Origin of the sequence: Alcanivorax hongdengensis A-11-3 (genome assembly GCF_000300995.1) — a bacterium.
GTDB lineage: Bacteria > Pseudomonadota > Gammaproteobacteria > Pseudomonadales > Alcanivoracaceae > Alcanivorax > Alcanivorax hongdengensis.
The window spans coordinates 284,671-302,632 of the sequence record NZ_AMRJ01000002.1; the positions used below are offsets into that span (position 1 = coordinate 284,671).

The window sequence follows — 17,962 nt, forward strand, 5'->3', positions numbered from 1 at the left end:
ACCCCCCACAATGGTATGCTCGGCCTTTCATCACACTAACCGGGGATACCATGATTACTGTGCACCACCTGGAAAACTCCCGCTCCCAGCGCATTCTCTGGCTACTCGAAGAGCTGGCGCTGGACTATGACATCCAGCATTACGCCCGCGACCGCAAGACCATGCTGGCACCGCCGTCGCTGCGCAAGATTCACCCGCTGGGCAAATCCCCGGTGATCACCGACGGCGACACCGTAATCGCCGAATCCGGCACCATTACCGAGTACCTGATCCAGACCTACGGCAACGGCCAATGGCAGCCGGGCGCGGCAGATCCGCAATGGCTCAACTACCGCTACTGGCTGCATTACGCCGAAGGCTCATTGATGCCACTGCTGGTGATGAAGCTGATTTTCGGCCACATTCCCAAATCGCCCATGCCGTTTTTTGCCCGCCCGGTGGCCCGCGCCATCAGTGGCAAGGTCACCGCCACCCTGCTCGACCCGCAGATCACCACCCACCTGGCCGTGATCAACGATCATCTGGGCGAACACACCTGGTTTGCCGGCGAGCAACCCAGCGGCGCCGATATCCAGATGAGCTTCCCGCTACAGGCCGCTGCTGCCCGGGCCGACCTGTCCGCCCTGCCGCACATCCGCCGCTTCCTGGATCAGGTACAGCAGCGCCCGGCCTACCAGCGGGCCGTGGACAAGGGCGGCGAACTGCAGGTGCTCGGTGGGTGAGCCAATCCCGCGAAGGCGCCATCCTCGCTAGCTGGCAGCACAATGCCGCACCCTGGAGCGATCTGGTCCGCCGCCACGGGATTGCCAGCCGCCGGCATACCGACCCGGCCATTGTCCAGGCCGCCCTGCAGTGCCAGCCGCGCAGTGTGCTCGATGTGGGCTGCGGAGAAGGCTGGCTGTGCCGAACCCTGGCGGCGGAAGGCCTGCAGGTCACCGGCGTGGATGCCATCGAGGCACTGGTGCAACGCGCCCGGGAACAGCACCCCTTGGGCCACTATCAATGTCTGGACTACCAGGCACTGGCCGAAGGCGCCCTGCCCGGGCGCTTTGATCTGGCTATCTGCAATTTCTCGCTTTTTGGCGATGCCTCTGTCAGCCGCCTGCTGCAAGGGCTACACCGGCAGTTGAATGATGGTGGCACCCTGCTGATCCAGACCCTGCATCCGGTCACCAGCTGCCAGGGCGACTATCGTGATGGCTGGCGCCCGGGCAGCTGGCAAGGCTGTGACGGCGACTTCCGCGATCCGCCCCCCTGGTATTTCCGCACCCTGGGCAGCTGGTTGAAACTGCTGGACGACAGCGGCTACCGGGTGACACTGCACGAACCCCTGGACCCGCACCACGGCGTACCGCTTTCCGCACTCTTGCAGTGCAGGCCCGATCACCTGCTACACGAATACCACAAGTCATAACAAAGACTTGCTGGTGGTGGTACGAACGTCTGCCTAGGCTTGGTACGAAAAAATGGCAGAGCGGGAACACCATGATCCTTCTGTACTTTGCGGTTACTTTTCTTCTTTGTGCCCTGGTACTCCAGGCGTTTCAGTGGCTGGCTCTCGCCCGCTTGCGCCAGCGCGGCCTCTACCCGGCCCGCGGGCAGGTCAGCGAAGCGGACATACGCCAATTGCTTGATCGCGGCGCCTACGACCTGGCCATTCGCGCCTACCGGGAATACCACGGTGTGGACTCGCGCACCGCCAGCCTGGCCATCAACAGCATGAAACAGGGCCTGCACTTCCCCTATTGCTAAACCTTGTTAAAGCCGCGAACCATTTCACACCTTATGCGTTCATAATAGGGAAAGCGTTATCAGGAACGCGGTACTAAGGAGTGAATTCCCGATGAAAAAACTGATTGCTGTTACCACCCTGCTCGCCGGCACCGTGCTGGCCGGTTGTCAAAGCGCGCCCCAGGCGCCGCCGGAGCCCACGGCCCAGAAAGTGGTGTACAGCGGCATGCTGCCCTGCGCGGACTGCTCCGGGATTCGTACCACCCTGACGCTCTATCGGGACCAGTACGATCACCCCACCCGTTTCGAACTGCGTGAGGAGTACATGAGCGGCTCCAAGGTGGCCCTCAGCGCTATTGAGCGCGGCCAATGGGCAGCCCGCGACAAGGTGGAGTCCAACACCCAGTATCAGATCTTCACCATCAACCCGGACGATCCGGGCGCTACCCGCCAGTACGTCAAGGACGCGGTCAATGCCATCGAAATGCTGGACAAGAACGGCGATCGCATCCAGTCGAACATGAACTACCGCCTGCTGAAAAAGTAACTCCCTTGCGGTAACAGAAAGGCGCCTGCGGGCGCCTTTTTTTGTGCCTGGATGACGGGAAACCCGCAAAGACGCGAATAGGAATGACTTGCATTAACAGTTGTTTTTACCTATTCTTGGCCCCTCTGGAGCAGCGCCATTTTACCGACCTGGCCCCGCCATCGCTGGCCTGACGGTCTTTCACCGGGGCCGTGCTGCATCCACCCCTATCCAACAGGAGTACCGACCATGCCCGTTTCCCTGCAACTGCCTGAGTGGCTGGTATCCGGCGGCCCGACCATGTGGGCGCTGACCGTTCTGTCGGTGGTGGCACTGGCAACCCTGATCTCCAAACTGCTGCAATTTGCCCGCCAGCGGCCGCTCAGCAGCCGCCGCGCCGATGCCCTGCTTGACGCCCTGGAGCGGGGCCAGTCACCCAGCCAACCCGGCCGACTGAGCGCGCCGGTGGACCGGGTCATCTGGCAAGCCTGGCAGCAACAGGAGCTGGACGATGACAGCTGGGAAGAAGACTGCCTGCGCCGCGCGCGCCAGGCACTGGAGCCCCTGCATGGCGGTCTGCGCATCCTGGAAGTGATCAGCGCGGTGGCGCCGCTGCTGGGGCTGCTGGGCACCGTGTTCGGCATGATCAGTGCCTTTCAGGCGCTGGAGCAGGCCGGCTCCCAGGTGGACCCGGCCATTCTCTCCGGGGGGATCTGGGAAGCCCTGCTGACCACCGCCGCCGGCCTGGTGGTGGCGATTCCTGCCCTGGCCGCCTTCCACTGGGCGGACCGCACCATCGAACAATGCCGGGAAAAAATGCAGGATCGGCTCTCCCAGCTGAAGATTCTGCGCCGTCACCACCGTGGCGCACCGGTGAGGGTGGCAGCGTCCCCCAAGACGGCAGATGTGGCCCATGCATCTTGAGAACCCCCGCCAGCGGGCGCCGGGCATCGGCCTGACGCCGCTGATCGATGTGGTCTTCATCCTGCTGGTGTTTTTCATGCTGGCCACCCGTTTCGGCCAGTTCCACGACCTGCCGGTTAACGTGCAGCCGGCGGACAGCAACGGCAAACCGGATGACAGCTGGGTGCTATTGCAGGTGGAACGTGACGGCCGGCTCAGCGCCGATGGCCGCACCGTGACGCCAGAGCAAGTGAGCGGTCTGCTTGATACCCGCCATGACAAGGTCTGGGTCAGCGTGGTGCCACAGGCCACACTGCAACAGTCCCTGAGTGCGGTGGATGCCATCAAGGCCACCGGTGTGGACAAGGTCCAACTGGAGTTACTGCCATGAATCTGGGTAGTATCGCCAACCGCCGCCCGCCGCTGGAGCCGGTACTGCCGCTGATCAATGTGGTGTTCCTGCTGCTGATCTTCTTCATGCTGGCCGGGCAGCTGGCCAAAAAACCCAGCGTGGAGGTGGCGACGCCAGTCAGTGCCGTGGCCAATGGCAAGGAACAACCGGACAGGCTGTTACTGATGCTCAAAGCAGATGGTCAGTGGTTTGCCGGTGATGGCAAGCAGCCACTCACCGACACCGAACTGGCCAGCCTGCTGGCGGCTCGTGCGGAAAATCGCCCGGCACCGGCCCAGCAGGAACCGGAGCCCATTCGGTTGTTGGCCGATGCGCAGGTCTCCATGCAGCAACTGCGCGCCCATCTGCAGACCCTGCGGGCGCTGGGCGTGCAACAGGTTCGACTGGTAACCCGGGAAGATGCGAACCATGAATGACCGTCTGACACGCATTATCGCCTGGACCCTGGCCATTCTGGCCCATGGCGCCCTGCTGATTACCCTCGGCAGCATGACCCTGGCCGGCGGCCGGCCAAGCAAGCCTGGCGTGCAGGAAATGACCCTGAACCTGGCCGCGCAAGCGCCGGCGCCAAAGGCCGCCCCGCAGCCCAAACCCGAGCCCCATCACGCCCCCAAACCCAAGCCCAAACCCAGGCCGGAGCCGGTGGTCAAGGCCAAGCCCAAACCCAAGCCCGTGCCCCGGGAAACGCCCAAACCCGAGCCCAGGCCGGCACCCCAGGTCGCCCAGAAAGAACCGGAAGAAAAAACCCCGGACAACAGTGAAGAGGCCGCCACCCAGAGTCAGCCCCAGGGCGCCAGGGGGATTGCCGGCGATCCCGGCAAGGGCGCCCACGCCAAGGGCAACCACGACAACCTGCATGACCGCTACATGGCCAAGGTGCGCAACCTGATCGACCGGCACAAGCAGTACCCCAGCCGGGCGCGCATGCGTCGCCAGCAGGGTATCGTGGAAATCAGCTTCGTGATCAATGCCAATGGGCGGGCAGAAAACGTGGCGGTGCACAAGAGTTCCGGCAGTCGCATTCTCGACCGGGCCGCCACCCAGCTGGTGCAGCGCCTGCACTTTGATCGCCCGCCGGTGGAACTGGATACCATTCCGGTGCCGGTTACCGCACCGCTGGATTACAACCTGAGCAACTCCTGATCCATCGCCGGGGCGCTACTCGCCCCAGCGCTTGACCAGCGTCTGTGCCACGCCCAGGTGATCGAGAAGCCGGGCCACCATGAAATCCACCAGATCGTCCACGCTTTGCGGGCCATGATAGAAGCCCGGCGCCGCCGGCATGATGGTGACACCCAGCCGCGACAGCTTGAGCATGTTCTCCAGATGGATGGCCGAGAAGGGCGTCTCCCGGGGTACCAGTATCAGCTTGCGGCCTTCCTTGATGGCCACGTCCGCGGCGCGTTCGATCAGGTTGTCACTGGCGCCGCAGGCAATCGCCGACAGCGTACCGGTGGAACAGGGACACACCACCATGGCCGCCGGCGCACCGCTACCGGACGCCACCGGTGCGGTCCACTGTTCCAGACCACACACCACCAGGCGGCCCCGATCGGTGGCAACCCAGTCACGCAGGGCCTTTTCCGCTGCCCCGGTGCCCGCCGGCAAACTCAGTTCGGTTTCGGTGCCGATCACAATGCGGGCGGCCTTGGAAAGAATCACGAATACCTCGCAATTCGCCTGCAACAGGCACTGCAACAGACGCAGGCCATAGGGCGCCCCGGAGGCCCCGGTGAACGCCAGTGTCACGCGGGAGGGCGATGCAACGGTCATGATGTCATCCCCACACCGCGAGCCATCATGGCGGCCAGGATCGGGATCAACAGCAACAGGTGCAGCTCGGCCACCAACACGCCGCGCAGGCGCGACTGCAGCCCGTCATCAATCTCCGGCATGCGACCGGCAGCCACGTCCTTGCGCCAGCCCAGAAAAACCCGCGTGGGGTAGAGGCTGAGCAGGCCCACCAGAATGAACAGCGTCACCTTGCCATGGAACCAGGGATTGGCCAGATAGAAATCCCAGCCCTTTTCCGTCCAGCCGGCACGCACCACCCCGCTGATCAGGACCGCCAGAGCCGACAGTCCATAGCCCATATCCAGGCGCAGCAAGGTACGCACATTGTTCTGGGAAATACCGGTACGCCAGAGCAGCAACTCGCCAAACAGACAGGCGAACAGGAACAGGATGCTGATGTAGTGAATCGAGGCCCAGATCACCGATGCCATCATGTCGATCTCCCTTTTGCGCAGGCGTTACTGTTGCAGGGCATCCAGCAATTTCTGGTGAATACCGGCAAAGCCGCCATTACTCATCACCACCACATGCAGTGGCTCGCCCCGGTGCGCGACCACACGGGCAATAATGTCATCAATATCATGACTGACCGACGCCGGCACCGGTGCATCGTGCACCACCGGCTCCAGGGACCAGTCCAGCCCCGGCGGCTGATACCAGATTACCTGATCGGCAGACACCGTGCTGGCCGCCAGCGCCGCCTTGTGACTGCCCATGCGCATGGTATTGGAGCGCGGTTCGATAATGGCCAGGATACGCCCGTCCCCCACCTTGCGGCGCAGGCCGTCCAGGGTGGTGGCAATGGCCGTGGGGTGATGGGCAAAGTCATCATAGACGCGAATGCCGGCCACCTCGCCGCGCAGCTCCATGCGCCGTTTGACGCCAGCAAACGCGCTCAGCGCCGCGGCACCATCGGCCAGTGTCACGCCCACATGGCGCGCCGCCAGCAGCGCGGCCATGCCGTTGTTGACACTGTGGCGGCCGGTCTGGCCCCAGCTCACCCGGGCCACCGGCTGACCGGCCTCCAGCACGGTAAATTGCGAGCCATCATCCTTGTCCAGCCGGTAACCCAGCGGCGAGCCCTCACCAAAGCGTTCCACCTCACTCCAGCAACCCTTTTCCAGCGTCTCCTCCAGGGCGGTTTCTCCCTGCGGCAGGATCAGCCGGCCGGTGGACGGCACCGTACGAATCAGGTGGTGGAACTGGGTCTGGATGGCGGCCAGATCGGCGAAGATATCCGCGTGATCGAATTCCAGATTATTGAGAATCGCCGTGCGCGGGCGGTAATGCACGAACTTGCTGCGCTTGTCGAAAAACGCCGTGTCGTATTCATCCGCCTCCACCACGAAAAACGGTGTCTGCCCCAAACGGGCGGACACACCAAAATTGGCGGGCACGCCACCGATCAGGTAACCGGGGTTGAGCCCCGCGTGTTCCAGTATCCAGGCCAGCATGGAACTGGTGGTGGTCTTGCCGTGGGTGCCGGCCACGGCCAGCACCCAGCGCCCGGGCAGTACCACCTCCGCCAGCATCTGAGCCCCGGAGGTGTACGGCAGCCCCTGGTCCAGAACATATTCCACCGCCGGATTGCCACGGCTGAGCGCATTGCCGATCACCACCAGATCCGGGGCCGGATCCAGCTGGGCCGGGTCATAACCCTGGGTCAGTTCAATGCCGGCAGCGGCCAGCTGATCACTCATGGGCGGATAAACGTTCTGGTCGCAGCCGGTGACCCGGTGCCCCTGGGCCTGGGCCAGTTGCGCCAGCGAGCCCATGAAGGTGCCGCAAATGCCGAGGATATGGATATGCATGGATAGTAACTGCCAACTGTGTGAATTCATGCACCATAACGGCAAGCCGCCCGCAGGTGAAGTCTTCAGCCCACCAGAATACGGACATGACGGGAGCGACGTAGCACCGTGGAAGGACTCATTCCGAGCATGCTCTTGAAGACATGGGCCAGGTGCGATGAGTCGGAAAACCCTGCCGCCAGGGCAGCGTCTGTCAAGGTCGCCCCCATGGCCATCATGGACGAGGTAACAAACAATCGATGCCAGAGCCGGTAACGGCGAATGGGAATACCAGTGGTCTGCTTGAACAACCTCTGCAGGCGATCCCCGGACAGCCCGACACGCTGCGCCAACGCTTCGTTGGACAAGTTTTCCGACGGATCGGAGCGAATCAGGGCCACCACTTCGGCAATGCGGGCATCCGGTTCAAACCCTTCCACCCGTGTGCACTCCTCCGGAAAAAGCTGGCCCTCCAGTGCCCGGTAAGCCTGCCCGGCATCCGCCTGGTCACGATACAACGTCTGCAAGGTATGAAGCTGACTTGCTTCATGCATGGACCCAAAGGAAATGCCACTTTCATGTTCTGCCATGGCCGGTGAATGAAACAACATATCCTTGCCCAGCGGGTCGAGAAAACAACAGGCAATTCGCTTCCCCAGGGAATCCGCCGAATATCTGGCGCCCGCCGGAACCAGGTAGGAACGGGCCTCCAGTTGCAAGCCGCCCACCTTCAAGGGAATGACATCATCCAGGCCAAAAAGCAGCGTGTTCGCGCCCTGTGACAGGGACGAAAGGCGACTGATATATCCGAGATACAACGTGCGCTGTTGCCATAAATAAAGGGTGCCGGCAGTTTTCACGGACGATGTCATTGTTGTTATTCCTCGGCGGTGCAAAACCGGGACGCCTATCACAGTTTCTGCTGTTTATGACAAAACCGGGTACGGGTTCCTACAAGTTAGTACCACTCATCCTGCCTATAGTCCAACTGTCGACAAACCATCCGCAGTCAGGCGCCGGCTGCTCAAAAAAACAAACAGGAGAGCACCCATGTCGATTCAAATACGCGGGCTATTGGCAGCCCTTATTCTGCTAATCACAACCACCCAGGCACAGGCCTGGTCATTGTTCGGCAAGGACAAGCACTACGCCGACACTCGCTACCCCATCGTGCTGGTGGGCGGCATCATTGCCTTTGATGATATTGCCGGCGTGGATTACTTCTACGGGATTGCCGATGACCTGCGTGACTATGGCGCCGATGTTTACGAAAGCAATGTCAGCGCCATGCAGGGCAATGAGTACCGTGGCGAGGAGCTGATCACACAGATCGAGGAATACCTGGCCGTCAGCGGCGCCAGCAAGGTCAACCTGATTGCCCATTCCCAGGGCGCCCCCACCGCCCGTTATGTGGCGGCGGTACGTCCGGATCTGGTGGCATCGATCACCTCTGTGCATGGTGAAAACCGTGGCACGCCGGTGGCCGATGTGATCCGTGGTGTTGTCCCCGCAGGCAGTGTTACCGAAGGCCTGGCCGATGCCATCACTTTTGCCTTCGCCGGCCTCTGGGAGGCGGCCTCCGGCGGCCCCAACCCGCTAAACCAGTCCGCGTCCGCGGTACTGGCCGACTCCACCACCGCCGGCATGGCGGATTTCAACCGGCGTTACCCCCAGGCCATGCCCGCCGGCGACTGTGGCACCACTGGCCAGCACACGGTCAACGGCGTGCAGTACTGGTCCTGGGGTGGCACCGGGGTGCAGACCAATTATCTGGACCCGTTTGATTCCCTGCTGGTGTCAGTCACCAAAATGGCGTTCCCCAAGGGCATGAAACATGACGGGGTACTACCGCTGTGTGGCATGTATCTGGGCACCCCCATCCGCCACGACTACAACCACAACCATGCCGATGCCATTCGCCAGCTTTTTGGTCTGCTCGGCTGGGCGGTGGACCCGAAAACCCTTTACCGCAACCAGGCCAACCGCCTGAAGAACGCCGGTCTTTAACCGGCTGTTGAAACCCGAAATACCCGCAGGGCCTCGGCCCTGCGGAACGGATGGATATGATGAAAAAGCGTACTTTTTTTCTGTTTTTTTCCATGCTGATGGCCGCGGTGCTGTGCTGGTTCCTGCTGGCCCCCTCACCCCCTGCTCCCCGCGCGATTGCTGCGCGAAGCAAGGCGCCACCGGTTTCCCCGCCCACGACCACGGCAGTTGCACAGACAACCCTCAAGCATCACGACCGGGCTGGCAACACCGTACTCAGGCAAGCGCTTGCCGACACTTCCCTGGCGGGCACCACGGTGCCGGCAGGGCTGGCGGTTGACACCCAGGGGCATCTGATCGTGAAAAGCAGCACCAAGGATGTACTGGATTATTTTCTGTCACTGACCGGCGAGCGCTCACAGCAGGATATCGAGGCGCTGCTTGGCCAGTGGGCCAGCGCCACGGCCGGAAAAAAAGCCGCATCAGACCTGCTGGTACTACTGCATCGCTATCGCGAATATGGCAAACAGTTCAGCAGAGGGGATTATGCCCCTGATGGCATGGATCAGGTGGCGGACAAGTTGCGCCAGCGCCAGCAACTACGCGACGATATTTTCGGATCGGACACCGCCGCGGCACTGTTCGCCGACGACAACCGCTATGACCGTTTCAGTCTGCAGCGCCATGAGATTCTCAGCTCGGAGCAAAGTGACGCGCAAAAGGCCCGAGCTCTGCAAGCACTGCGCGCCAGCCTGCCGGAACCGCTGGCTCGCCAGTATCAGCGACAGTATCGGTTACAGCATCTTCATGATGACGAACAGGCCCTGCGAAAGCAGGGAGCCGATAACAGTGATCTGTTCGCCTATCACCAGCAGGCCTTTGGTGACCAGGCAGCCCTGCGGTTGCAGGCACTGGAGGAAAAAAGAGCCCAGTGGCAACAACGCTACCAGGACTATGCTCGCCAACGTGACATCCTGCTGCACTCAGGCCTGGCCGCACAGGACCGGCAACAACAGATAGAACAACTACGCCAGCGTCTTTTCACCAGCACTGAACAGAAACGGGTGGCCGCACTGGATCGAATCGAGCAGTAAAACGGCAGGGAAAATTCCCCGGAACGGCGAGGCTCCGTTCCGGGGCAATGGAGGGAATGCAAGAGTGGGAGCCATGACGCTCCCTTATTGTTGTCAGTGACTGATCATCCAGGGCCGTGCGGACGGGAACATCTTGTTGCCGTCGGCGGTGAAGAACACCTTGGACTTGCGTTTGTGGTGACAACAGCCCTGCTCTTTTTCCGAATGCTGATTACCATGGCGAGGTTCGTGGGCAGCCCTTTCATTGCGTGCCATGGCCTGGCGTTTCGCCGGGGCCATCTCCAGCAGCTCCGGCGCTACCATGATCACCCGGGCGGACAATGCGCCGCAGTGCGGACACGGCGCGCAGTCACCGGACGCTTCCATGGGCACCAGATCATGGAACAGGCCGTGCTCGGTGCATTTGTAATCATACAGCGGCATGACAGTCTCCTTACTTGTCCTTGGCCAGGGGCACATCCACACTGCCGGCCACGCTGCTTTGCGGCCCATCGACGCCCGGTTTCACATCAAACTCGAAAATATCCGTGGGCAGCCAGAGGGTGGCGCAGGCATTGGGCACATCTACCACGCCACTGATATGCCCCTGCACCGGGGCACAACCGAGCAACGCATAGGCCTGGGCGCCGGTGTAGCCGAATTTCTTCAGGTATTCGATGGCATTGAGGCAGGCCTGGCGATAGGCCACATGCACATCCAGGTAATGCTGTTTGCCTTGCTCGTCCACGGAGATACCTTCAAAGATCAGGTAATCATCATACTTGGGTGCCATGGGGCTGGGCTTGAAGATCGGGTTCTTGATGCCGTACTTGGCCATACCGTCCTTGATGATATTGACGCGCAGGTGAATCCAGCCCGCCATTTCGATGGCACCACAGAAGGTGATTTCGCCATCGCCCTGACTGAAGTGCAGGTCCCCCACGGACAGGCCGGCGTCTTTCACATAGACCGGGAAATAGACCTGGGAGCCACGGGACAGGTCCTTGATGTCGCAGTTACCGCCGTGCTCGCGGGGCGGCACGGTACGGGCCCCTTCCGCGGCGGCGGCGGCCTTGGCGTCACCGGTGAGCTTGCCCATGTGGGCGGTGTCCGCATAGGGCAGGTTGGCCAGCCCCGGAACACGATCCGGCTCGGTATCGTAGAGTTCCTTCTCGCGGGTATTCCAGTCGTTCAGCATCTCCTTGGACGGTAGACAGCCAATCAGGCCCGGGTGAATCAGGCCGGCGAATTCCACACCGGGAATATGCCGTGACTTGGTGAACATGCCGTTGAAGTCCCAGATGGATTTCTGCGCTTCGGGGAAATGTTCGGTCAGAAAACCACCGCCATTCTGCTTGGAAAAGAAGCCGTTAAAGCCCCACTGGCTTTCCTCGAAGGTGCCGATATCGAGAATATCCACAACCAGAAGATCGCCGGGTTCGGCCCCTTCCACACCGACCGGGCCAGTGAGGAAGTGCACCTGGGTCAGATCCACATCGCGCACGTCTTCGGCACTGTCATCGTTCTTGATCTGACCACCGGTCCAGTCGTGGCATTCGAGAATGAAATCGTCACCGGGCTTGACCATCTTGGCCATGGGGATGTCCGGGTGCCAGCGATTGTGAATATTCTCGTTTTCGTAGGGCGATTTGTTCAGGTCGATCTTGATGATGGTTTCAGCCATGGTGAACTCTCCTCGGTTAGCATCAGGGCGACAGCCAAACACGCCGGCCCGTCGTTCCAGCTTCACTATCGGCAATCCCCGGCATGGCCACCATTCGCCAATGGCCCCCTCGCGATACGTCATTTGACGTATTGCCCGGCGGGCCTCACCCGGTAATTCCACAGACCGTTGCACGCAAGGGAAGCCCGCGCATGGAAAAGAGAAAAACCCGGAAAGATTAGACAGGAAGCACGACCAGCGAGCCCTGCTCCAGGCGGGCCTCGAACAGGGTCGCCGCGGGATAGTCGATCATCACCCTTGCCAGGGGCGGGGAGAGTTCATTACGGATTCGCCGGGCCATGTCGCGGGCGCCGAAACGGCGATCCAGCGGGCGCCCCAGATGTCGCCGGGCCCCCTCACCCAATGTCAGGCGCGCGCCCCGTTTCAGCAGGCGCTGATTGAGTTGTTCCAGTGCAAGATCCAGCAACGCCTCCACCTGATCGAGCCCCAGGGGGTCAAACACCTGGATGGCATCGATACGGTTGAGAAACTCCGGATCAAACCGCTGCTGCAGGGCCTGATCGATCAACGCCTGGCGCTGGCGCTGCTGCGCCGCCGGGCTTTGCCACCACCGTCGGGCCTGTTGCTGCTGCAGAGTCGCCAGGCGAGCCGCCCCCACATTGCTGGTCATGAAAATCAGGGCGTTGCGAAAATCGATCTCGCGATTACCCGCACTGAGCCGCAGTCGCCCACGCTCCAGCACATTGAGCAAGGTGCGGATGACCTCCGGGCTGGCCTTTTCCAGCTCATCGAACAGCACCAAGCCCGGCTTGCTGAAGCTGCCCTGAATGGCCGGCACATCAAACAGGGTCTGGCCTTCCTTGCTGCCCACATAACCCGGTGGTGCACCAGTGAGCGAGGCGGCGTAATGCTCCTGGGCCAGGGTGTTCATATCAATGCGGCAAAGGGCATCAGCGCTGCCATGCAGTGCCTGGGCCAGCAAACGGACCATCTCGGTCTTGCCGACGCCGGTGGGACCGACCAGCAACTGTACACCCAGGGGCCGGTCGCTGGCGCCGATGTCGGCTTTCAGCACGCGCAGCATATCGTCCATGGCCGCCAGCACCGTTGGCTGGCCGACAATGCGTTCGCGCAGCAGCGCCATGACCGTATCCGGGTCGAAGGTGAAGCGACAGCGACGCCCGCCATCTGCCTGCCAGCGCTGGCGGGCGGCACTGTCATGGTTGGCCGCCAGCTGCTCGTTGATGAAAGGCACCGGTCAGTCGCCCGCAGCCTTTTCCCTGTCGGGCACCGGCAGGTTCCCCACCGGGCAATCGGCCACGCCGACTGTGGAGCGCGTCATGGCTTCCACATCTTCACGGGCCTTCTCGGCATCCATCACCCAGGTGCGATAGAAATCGAAGGGGCAATCCGCCACCCCCTTGTCGCCATCCCCGGAGGCATGAATGCCGGAATAGCCACGGTGCAGCAATTTGAACAGATGATTCTGTGACTGGTCGTTGGCACGGGCATCACGGATCTGGCTGACGGACAACTGGGCATACTGCACGCCCATGTCTTCCTCGCCACATTCCCCCAGGGTACGGCCATCAAAGCCGATGATGGCGGAGTGGCCGAAATAGGAATACACGCCATCAAAGCCGGTGGCGTTGGCCACGGCCACGTAGCAGTTGTTGGCCCAGGCCATGCTCTTGGCCATCATGATCTGCTGCTCCTTGGCCGGGTACATGTAGCCCTGGCAGCGCACGATCAGCTCCGCCCCCTTCATGGCACAGTCACGCCAGATTTCCGGATAGTTGCCGTCATCACAGATGATCAGGCTGATCTTCAGGCCCTTGGGCCCTTCGGTGACATAGGTGGTATCACCGGGGTACCAGCCTTCTATCGGGCACCAGGGAATGCATTTACGGTATTTCTGCACCACCTCACCGTCGCTGTTAATCAGCACCAGGGTGTTGTAGGGCGCCTTGTGCGGATGCGCCTCATGGCGCTCGCCGGTGAGGGAAAACACTCCCCAGGTGTTGGCCTCGCGGCAGGCCGCCGCAAAGATCGCCGTTTCATCGCCGGGTACCGTGGCGGCGGTCGCCATCATTTCGTCCGGGTCATACATGATGCCCATGGTGCTGTATTCCGGGAACACCACCAGATCCATGCCCGGCAATCCCTGCTTCATGCCCTTGATCATATCGGCAATGTGGCGAGCGTTATCCAGCACCTCGGCCTTGCTGTGCAGACGCGGCATCTTGTAGTTGACCACGGCCACGCCCAGGGTATCGGCGCTGCTGGAAATATCTCCGTGTCGCATGCTTGTCTCCTCGCAGGCTGTTTTTCAAAAACCGGTTACACCGCCAGGTAGCTGGCGATTTTTTTCTGGTCGGCGCTCTTGCCATCTTCCTCGTGCACGATCTGGCCTTTCTCGATCACCATTACCCGGTCGGCCACAGCCATGGCAAAGCTCAGCACCTGCTCGGACACCACGATACTGAGCCCGCGCAGTTGCTTGATCTCGTTAAGCGTCTTGGCCAACTGCTTGATGATGGAGGGTTGAATGCCCTCGGTGGGCTCATCCAGCAACAACACTTTCGGGTCGGCGGCCAACGCGCGGCCGATGACCATCTGTTGCTGCTGACCGCCGGACAGGTTTCCGGCCTTGCGATGGCGCATGTCATGCAGCACCGGGAACAGTTCATAGATGTCGTTGGGGATCTTTTTCTTGCCGGTGGCCTCAAGGCCGGTGGCAATGTTTTCCTCCACCGTCAGGGTAGGAAATACCATGCGCCCCTGGGGCACATAGGCAATGCCTTTCCTGACACGTTGATAGGCCTTGTCCCCGGTAATGTTATTGCCCTGCATGGCAATACTCCCCTGGGCCGGCAAGATACCGATCAATGACTTGAACAGAGTGGTCTTGCCCATACCGTTACGGCCCATGATGGCCAGGGTTTCGTTTTCCCCCACGGTCAGGGAGATGCCGTGGATCACTTCACTCATGCCATAGCTGACACGCAAATCATTGGTACTGAGCATGGTTCTCTCTCCTGCTCCGATGGTCTGGTCAATGGCCCAGGTAAACCTCGATCACCCGTTCGTTTTTCTGGATATCGTCCATCTTGCCTTCCGCCAGCACCTTGCCCTGGTGCAGCACGGTGACCTTGTGGGCAATGTCTTTGACGAAATCCATGTCGTGTTCGATCACCAGCACCGAGCGGTTCGTACTGATGCGATTGAGCAGCTCGGCGGTGCGCTCGCGCTCCACCACACTCATGCCCGCCACCGGTTCATCCAGCATCAGCAGTTCCGGGTCCTGGATCAGCAACATGCCGATTTCCAGCCATTGTTTCTGACCATGGCTGAGCAATCCGGCGCTCTTTTCCAGGTCGTCATCCAGGTAGATCATTTCGGCAATCTCTTTGACTCGCGCGGTGATTGCTGGCGTGCGCCGGAAAAAGAGACTGCCAAACACCGTGCGCCCCTTCGGATAGGACAGTTCCAGGTTCTGAAACACGGTGAGGTTTTCGTAGATGGACGGGGTCTGAAATTTACGCCCGACCCCCTCGTGAACGATCTTGTCCTCGGCCAGGCGGGTGAGCTCGGTATCCTTGAACTTGATGGAACCATCGGTAGCGCGGGTCTTGCCGCAGATCAGATCCAGCAGGGTGGTCTTGCCGGCCCCGTTGGGGCCAATTACCACCCGCACCTCGTTGCGTTCCACATACAGTGACAGGTCATCCACGGCCTTGAAGCCATCAAAGGACACCGTCAGGCCTTCCACGGCCAGCAGAATCGGGGATGTCATCAGTGGCTCTCCTGTGCAGACAGAATCGGGGCGCTATCGGGCGACGTATTGCTGGCCGGCGGCGCCGTCTTTTTTTCCACCGCCGGGGCCGGCTGGGGTCGCTTGAAAGTCTCTTTCATCCAGCGGCGTACCGGCCCGGCGTAATCGTCCACCAGCCCGGCCAGGCCACGGGGGAACAGCATCACCACGGCGATGAACAGCGCCCCCATGGCCACCACCCACAACTGCGGGAAGGTTTCCGACAGGGAGCTTTTCGCCAGATTGACCAGGAAGGCGCCGTAGGCTGCGCCGATCAGTGACAGGCGCCCCCCCACGGCACAGAAGATCACCATTTCGATGGAGGCCACCGTGCCGACAAAGGATGGCGACATGAATCCCACCTGCAGGGTGAAGAAAGCCCCGCCGATGGCAGAAATCACCGACGCCGCCACGAACACGAAGATCTTGATGTTGGCCACGTCATAGCCGGAAAACCGCACCCGGTCTTCCTGATCCCGCATGGCAATCAGCAATTGCCCGTAACGGCTGTTGATGATGAACTGGCCCGCCAGCAGGCACAGCAGCAAGGCGCCACAGCAGGCGAAGTACAGCACGTACTTGGCAAAGTCGGTCTGTATATCCCAGCCCATCAGGGTACGCAGGTCGGTGATGCCGTTAATGCCCCCGGTATAGCCCTGCTGACCGATGATCAGAATGGTCATGATGGAGGCGATAGCCTGGGTAATGATGGCGAAATACACACCGCCCACCCGCCGCTTGAACATGGCGAAACCGATCAGAAAGGCAAACAGCGCCGGCACTGCCACAATCAGAATCAGCGTCAACGTGAAGCTGTGGAACGGTTGCCAGAACCAGGGCAACTCGGTGAGCTGGTTCCAGTCCATGAAATCGGGAATCCCCGGGGTGCTCTGGATCGCCGTGTTTTCCGGTGACGATGCCTCCAGCTTCAGAAACATGGCCATGCAGTAACCGCCCAGGCCGAAGAAGATCCCCTGCCCCAGGCTGAGAATGCCGCCGTAGCCCCAGCACAGTACCAGCCCGGCCGCCACGAAGGCGTAGGTCAGGTATTTGCCATACAGGTTGAGGCGAAAGATATCCGCACACAGTGGCAACACCACCATGATCAGAAAGGCGATGATCAGTATCTGGATCAGTTTTCCCCGGCCGCCGAACTTGTCCATCCAGCGGCTTGCGGCAAGGGCTTGAGTGTCTGGCTTGTCCATCACGATCTCCTTGAGGCAATCAGTAGCGCCCTAACGGCGCACCTTGCTGGCAAACAGGCCCTGCGGGCGGAACATCAGGATGCCGACCACCGTCATCAGTGTGATGACCTTGGCCATGGACCCGGACAGGAAGAAGGAAAGAATCGATTGCGACTGGGCGATGCCGAAGGCGGATGCCACGGTCCCCAGCAGACTGGCCGCGCCACCGAACACCACCACCAGGAAGGTATCAACGATATACAGCGAGCCGGTGGTCGGGCCGGTGGAGGCAATGGTGGTAAAGGCAGCACCGGCGACACCGGCAATACCGCAACCCAATGCAAAGGTCAGGCGGTCCACTTTTTCGGTGTTGATACCGGCGGCGTTGGCCATGGCCCGGTTCTGGGTAGTGGCCCTTACCTTGATGCCCCAGCGTGACCGGTAAAGCAGGAAGAACACCCCGATGGTCATTACCACGGTCAGCGCCACCACCATGACACCATTAATGGGAATATCGACCATGTCCGACGCCTGGAACGAGCCCATCAGCCAGTCAGGCAGCACCACGCTTTTTTCACGCGGGCCGAACACGGAACGGAAAATCTGCTGCAGGATCAGCCCCAGGCCCCAGGTGGCCAGCAGGGTATCCAGCGGGCGGTTGTAGAGGAAACGTATCAGGAACCGTTCCACCAGATAACCGAGAATAAAGGTGCCCAAAAACGCGAGTGCAATCGCCACCGGGAAATAATAATCGAGCAAAAATGGCCAGGTATCCGAAGCCAGATACGACACCAGATACGTGATATAGGCCCCCAGGGTCAGAAATTCACCGTGGGCCATGTTGATCACGCCCATCTGACCAAAAATGATGGCCAGCCCCAGGGCCATCAGCAGGAACACGCAAAACAGACTCAGGCCACTGAAGCCCTGCATGAGAAAGATTGCGGTGAGTTCCTCTCCTGTATAACCACCCATGATCAGTCCTCCCTCGGACCCGGACACAGACACCGCCTGTATCCATGCTTGTGTTTGTTACCGGAAAATCGCGCAAAACGTGCAGTGATG

Annotated in this window: 22 protein-coding genes; 10 read left to right on the forward strand and 12 right to left on the reverse strand. The window is 60.9% G+C overall.

Annotation, left to right across the window (positions count from 1 at the left end; all coding sequences use genetic code 11):
- The first annotated feature begins 50 nt into the window (after window positions 1-50).
- From A11A3_RS02980 to A11A3_RS03015, 8 genes are all read left to right on the forward strand, one after another.
- Window positions 51-722 (forward strand): glutathione S-transferase, encoded by a 672-nt coding sequence (locus A11A3_RS02980; RefSeq protein WP_008927782.1) that lies wholly within the window; start codon window positions 51-53, stop codon window positions 720-722.
- On the forward strand, window positions 719-1,414 hold the full coding sequence (locus tag A11A3_RS02985; RefSeq protein WP_008927783.1) for a class I SAM-dependent methyltransferase: 696 nt from the start codon (window positions 719-721) through the stop codon (window positions 1,412-1,414). The genes A11A3_RS02980 and A11A3_RS02985 overlap by 4 nt, the downstream gene beginning before the upstream one ends.
- Before the next feature lie 71 nt (window positions 1,415-1,485).
- The gene (locus A11A3_RS02990) at window positions 1,486-1,752 is read left to right on the forward strand and encodes a hypothetical protein (protein ID WP_008927784.1); all 267 of its coding nucleotides are present in this window, start codon (window positions 1,486-1,488) and stop codon (window positions 1,750-1,752) included.
- 91 nt (window positions 1,753-1,843) lie between these two features.
- The gene (locus A11A3_RS02995; RefSeq protein WP_008927785.1) at window positions 1,844-2,278 is read left to right on the forward strand and encodes a copper resistance protein NlpE; all 435 of its coding nucleotides are present in this window, start codon (window positions 1,844-1,846) and stop codon (window positions 2,276-2,278) included.
- A gap of 228 nt (window positions 2,279-2,506) precedes the next feature.
- The gene (locus A11A3_RS03000) at window positions 2,507-3,181 is read left to right on the forward strand and encodes a MotA/TolQ/ExbB proton channel family protein (protein ID WP_008927786.1); all 675 of its coding nucleotides are present in this window, start codon (window positions 2,507-2,509) and stop codon (window positions 3,179-3,181) included.
- Window positions 3,171-3,551: an ExbD/TolR family protein gene (locus A11A3_RS03005; protein ID WP_008927787.1), complete on the forward strand. Its 381-nt coding sequence runs from the start codon at window positions 3,171-3,173 to the stop codon at window positions 3,549-3,551. Before A11A3_RS03000 ends, A11A3_RS03005 begins: the two co-directional genes overlap by 11 nt.
- Window positions 3,548-3,988: an ExbD/TolR family protein gene (locus tag A11A3_RS03010; protein WP_008927788.1), complete on the forward strand. Its 441-nt coding sequence runs from the start codon at window positions 3,548-3,550 to the stop codon at window positions 3,986-3,988. The genes A11A3_RS03005 and A11A3_RS03010 overlap by 4 nt, the downstream gene beginning before the upstream one ends.
- Window positions 3,981-4,715 (forward strand): energy transducer TonB, encoded by a 735-nt coding sequence (locus A11A3_RS03015; RefSeq protein WP_008927789.1) that lies wholly within the window; start codon window positions 3,981-3,983, stop codon window positions 4,713-4,715. Before A11A3_RS03010 ends, A11A3_RS03015 begins: the two co-directional genes overlap by 8 nt.
- Window positions 4,716-4,730: 15 nt before the next feature.
- Here A11A3_RS03015 and A11A3_RS03020 read toward each other — a convergent pair whose 3' ends face one another.
- The 4 genes from A11A3_RS03020 to A11A3_RS03035 form a co-directional block, all read right to left on the reverse strand.
- On the reverse strand, window positions 4,731-5,345 hold the full coding sequence (locus A11A3_RS03020) for a flavin prenyltransferase UbiX (RefSeq protein WP_008927790.1): 615 nt from the start codon (window positions 5,343-5,345) through the stop codon (window positions 4,731-4,733).
- A complete protein-coding gene (locus tag A11A3_RS03025) occupies window positions 5,342-5,800 on the reverse strand; it encodes a DUF2214 family protein (protein WP_008927791.1) in 459 nt (152 codons plus the stop codon). Before A11A3_RS03025 ends, A11A3_RS03020 begins: the two co-directional genes overlap by 4 nt.
- Before the next feature lie 24 nt (window positions 5,801-5,824).
- Window positions 5,825-7,177 carry a UDP-N-acetylmuramate:L-alanyl-gamma-D-glutamyl-meso-diaminopimelate ligase gene (gene mpl, locus A11A3_RS03030; protein ID WP_008927792.1) on the reverse strand — a complete coding sequence of 451 codons (1,353 nt, stop codon included), beginning with the start codon at window positions 7,175-7,177 and terminating at the stop codon, window positions 5,825-5,827.
- A 65-nt stretch (window positions 7,178-7,242) separates the two neighbouring features.
- A complete protein-coding gene (locus A11A3_RS03035) occupies window positions 7,243-8,028 on the reverse strand; it encodes a helix-turn-helix domain-containing protein (protein ID WP_008927793.1) in 786 nt (261 codons plus the stop codon).
- A 178-nt stretch (window positions 8,029-8,206) separates the two neighbouring features.
- On the opposite strand from A11A3_RS03035, the gene A11A3_RS03040 reads away from it, so the two are divergent.
- Entirely contained in the window at window positions 8,207-9,163 is a 957-nt protein-coding gene (locus A11A3_RS03040) for an esterase/lipase family protein (RefSeq protein WP_008927794.1), read from the forward strand.
- 59 nt (window positions 9,164-9,222) lie between these two features.
- Window positions 9,223-10,236 (forward strand): lipase secretion chaperone, encoded by a 1,014-nt coding sequence (locus A11A3_RS03045; RefSeq protein ID WP_008927795.1) that lies wholly within the window; start codon window positions 9,223-9,225, stop codon window positions 10,234-10,236.
- A 93-nt stretch (window positions 10,237-10,329) separates the two neighbouring features.
- Here A11A3_RS03045 and A11A3_RS03050 read toward each other — a convergent pair whose 3' ends face one another.
- The 8 genes from A11A3_RS03050 to urtB all read right to left on the reverse strand — a co-directional run bounded on the left by A11A3_RS03050 (window position 10,330) and on the right by urtB (window position 17,872).
- Window positions 10,330-10,659: a zinc ribbon domain-containing protein gene (locus A11A3_RS03050; protein WP_008927796.1), complete on the reverse strand. Its 330-nt coding sequence runs from the start codon at window positions 10,657-10,659 to the stop codon at window positions 10,330-10,332.
- 10 nt (window positions 10,660-10,669) lie between these two features.
- On the reverse strand, window positions 10,670-11,899 hold the full coding sequence (gene fmdA / locus A11A3_RS03055; RefSeq protein ID WP_008927797.1) for a formamidase: 1,230 nt from the start codon (window positions 11,897-11,899) through the stop codon (window positions 10,670-10,672).
- A 217-nt stretch (window positions 11,900-12,116) separates the two neighbouring features.
- Complete coding sequence (locus tag A11A3_RS03060; RefSeq protein WP_008927798.1) at window positions 12,117-13,154, reverse strand: AAA family ATPase; 1,038 nt, start codon at window positions 13,152-13,154, stop codon at window positions 12,117-12,119.
- A gap of 3 nt (window positions 13,155-13,157) precedes the next feature.
- Window positions 13,158-14,204, reverse strand: a complete 1,047-nt coding sequence (locus A11A3_RS03065; protein WP_008927799.1) for an aliphatic amidase — start codon at window positions 14,202-14,204, stop codon at window positions 13,158-13,160.
- 35 nt (window positions 14,205-14,239) lie between these two features.
- Window positions 14,240-14,926, reverse strand: a complete 687-nt coding sequence (gene urtE / locus A11A3_RS03070) for an urea ABC transporter ATP-binding subunit UrtE (RefSeq protein WP_008927800.1) — start codon at window positions 14,924-14,926, stop codon at window positions 14,240-14,242.
- Between the two features lie 28 nt (window positions 14,927-14,954).
- Window positions 14,955-15,695: an urea ABC transporter ATP-binding protein UrtD gene (gene urtD, locus A11A3_RS03075; protein WP_008927801.1), complete on the reverse strand. Its 741-nt coding sequence runs from the start codon at window positions 15,693-15,695 to the stop codon at window positions 14,955-14,957.
- Window positions 15,695-16,918, reverse strand: coding sequence for an urea ABC transporter permease subunit UrtC (gene urtC, locus A11A3_RS03080; protein WP_008927802.1), 1,224 nt, complete (start codon window positions 16,916-16,918; stop codon window positions 15,695-15,697). The genes urtD and urtC overlap by 1 nt, the downstream gene beginning before the upstream one ends.
- A gap of 30 nt (window positions 16,919-16,948) precedes the next feature.
- Entirely contained in the window at window positions 16,949-17,872 is a 924-nt protein-coding gene (gene urtB / locus A11A3_RS03085) for an urea ABC transporter permease subunit UrtB (RefSeq protein WP_008927803.1), read from the reverse strand.
- Window positions 17,873-17,962 lie beyond the last annotated feature (90 nt).

Bases quoted from the DNA above. Each gene is read 5' to 3' on its own strand.
- A11A3_RS02980 (WP_008927782.1), top strand. From the start codon at position 51: ATGATTACTGTGCACCACCTGGAAAACTCCCGCTCCCAGCGCATTCTC.
- A11A3_RS02990 (WP_008927784.1), top strand. From the start codon at position 1,486: ATGATCCTTCTGTACTTTGCGGTTACTTTTCTTCTTTGTGCCCTGGTA.
- A11A3_RS02995 (WP_008927785.1), top strand. From the start codon at position 1,844: ATGAAAAAACTGATTGCTGTTACCACCCTGCTCGCCGGCACCGTGCTG.
- A11A3_RS03000 (WP_008927786.1), top strand. From the start codon at position 2,507: ATGCCCGTTTCCCTGCAACTGCCTGAGTGGCTGGTATCCGGCGGCCCG.
- A11A3_RS03005 (WP_008927787.1), top strand. From the start codon at position 3,171: ATGCATCTTGAGAACCCCCGCCAGCGGGCGCCGGGCATCGGCCTGACG.
- A11A3_RS03010 (WP_008927788.1), top strand. From the start codon at position 3,548: ATGAATCTGGGTAGTATCGCCAACCGCCGCCCGCCGCTGGAGCCGGTA.
- A11A3_RS03015 (WP_008927789.1), top strand. From the start codon at position 3,981: ATGAATGACCGTCTGACACGCATTATCGCCTGGACCCTGGCCATTCTG.
- A11A3_RS03020 (WP_008927790.1), bottom strand. From the start codon at position 5,345: ATGACCGTTGCATCGCCCTCCCGCGTGACACTGGCGTTCACCGGGGCC.
- A11A3_RS03025 (WP_008927791.1), bottom strand. From the start codon at position 5,800: ATGATGGCATCGGTGATCTGGGCCTCGATTCACTACATCAGCATCCTG.
- mpl (WP_008927792.1), bottom strand. From the start codon at position 7,177: ATGCATATCCATATCCTCGGCATTTGCGGCACCTTCATGGGCTCGCTG.
- A11A3_RS03035 (WP_008927793.1), bottom strand. From the start codon at position 8,028: ATGACATCGTCCGTGAAAACTGCCGGCACCCTTTATTTATGGCAACAG.
- A11A3_RS03040 (WP_008927794.1), top strand. From the start codon at position 8,207: ATGTCGATTCAAATACGCGGGCTATTGGCAGCCCTTATTCTGCTAATC.
- A11A3_RS03045 (WP_008927795.1), top strand. From the start codon at position 9,223: ATGAAAAAGCGTACTTTTTTTCTGTTTTTTTCCATGCTGATGGCCGCG.
- A11A3_RS03050 (WP_008927796.1), bottom strand. From the start codon at position 10,659: ATGCCGCTGTATGATTACAAATGCACCGAGCACGGCCTGTTCCATGAT.
- fmdA (WP_008927797.1), bottom strand. From the start codon at position 11,899: ATGGCTGAAACCATCATCAAGATCGACCTGAACAAATCGCCCTACGAA.
- A11A3_RS03065 (WP_008927799.1), bottom strand. From the start codon at position 14,204: ATGCGACACGGAGATATTTCCAGCAGCGCCGATACCCTGGGCGTGGCC.
- urtE (WP_008927800.1), bottom strand. From the start codon at position 14,926: ATGCTCAGTACCAATGATTTGCGTGTCAGCTATGGCATGAGTGAAGTG.
- urtD (WP_008927801.1), bottom strand. From the start codon at position 15,695: ATGACATCCCCGATTCTGCTGGCCGTGGAAGGCCTGACGGTGTCCTTT.
- urtC (WP_008927802.1), bottom strand. From the start codon at position 16,918: ATGGACAAGCCAGACACTCAAGCCCTTGCCGCAAGCCGCTGGATGGAC.
- urtB (WP_008927803.1), bottom strand. From the start codon at position 17,872: ATGGGTGGTTATACAGGAGAGGAACTCACCGCAATCTTTCTCATGCAG.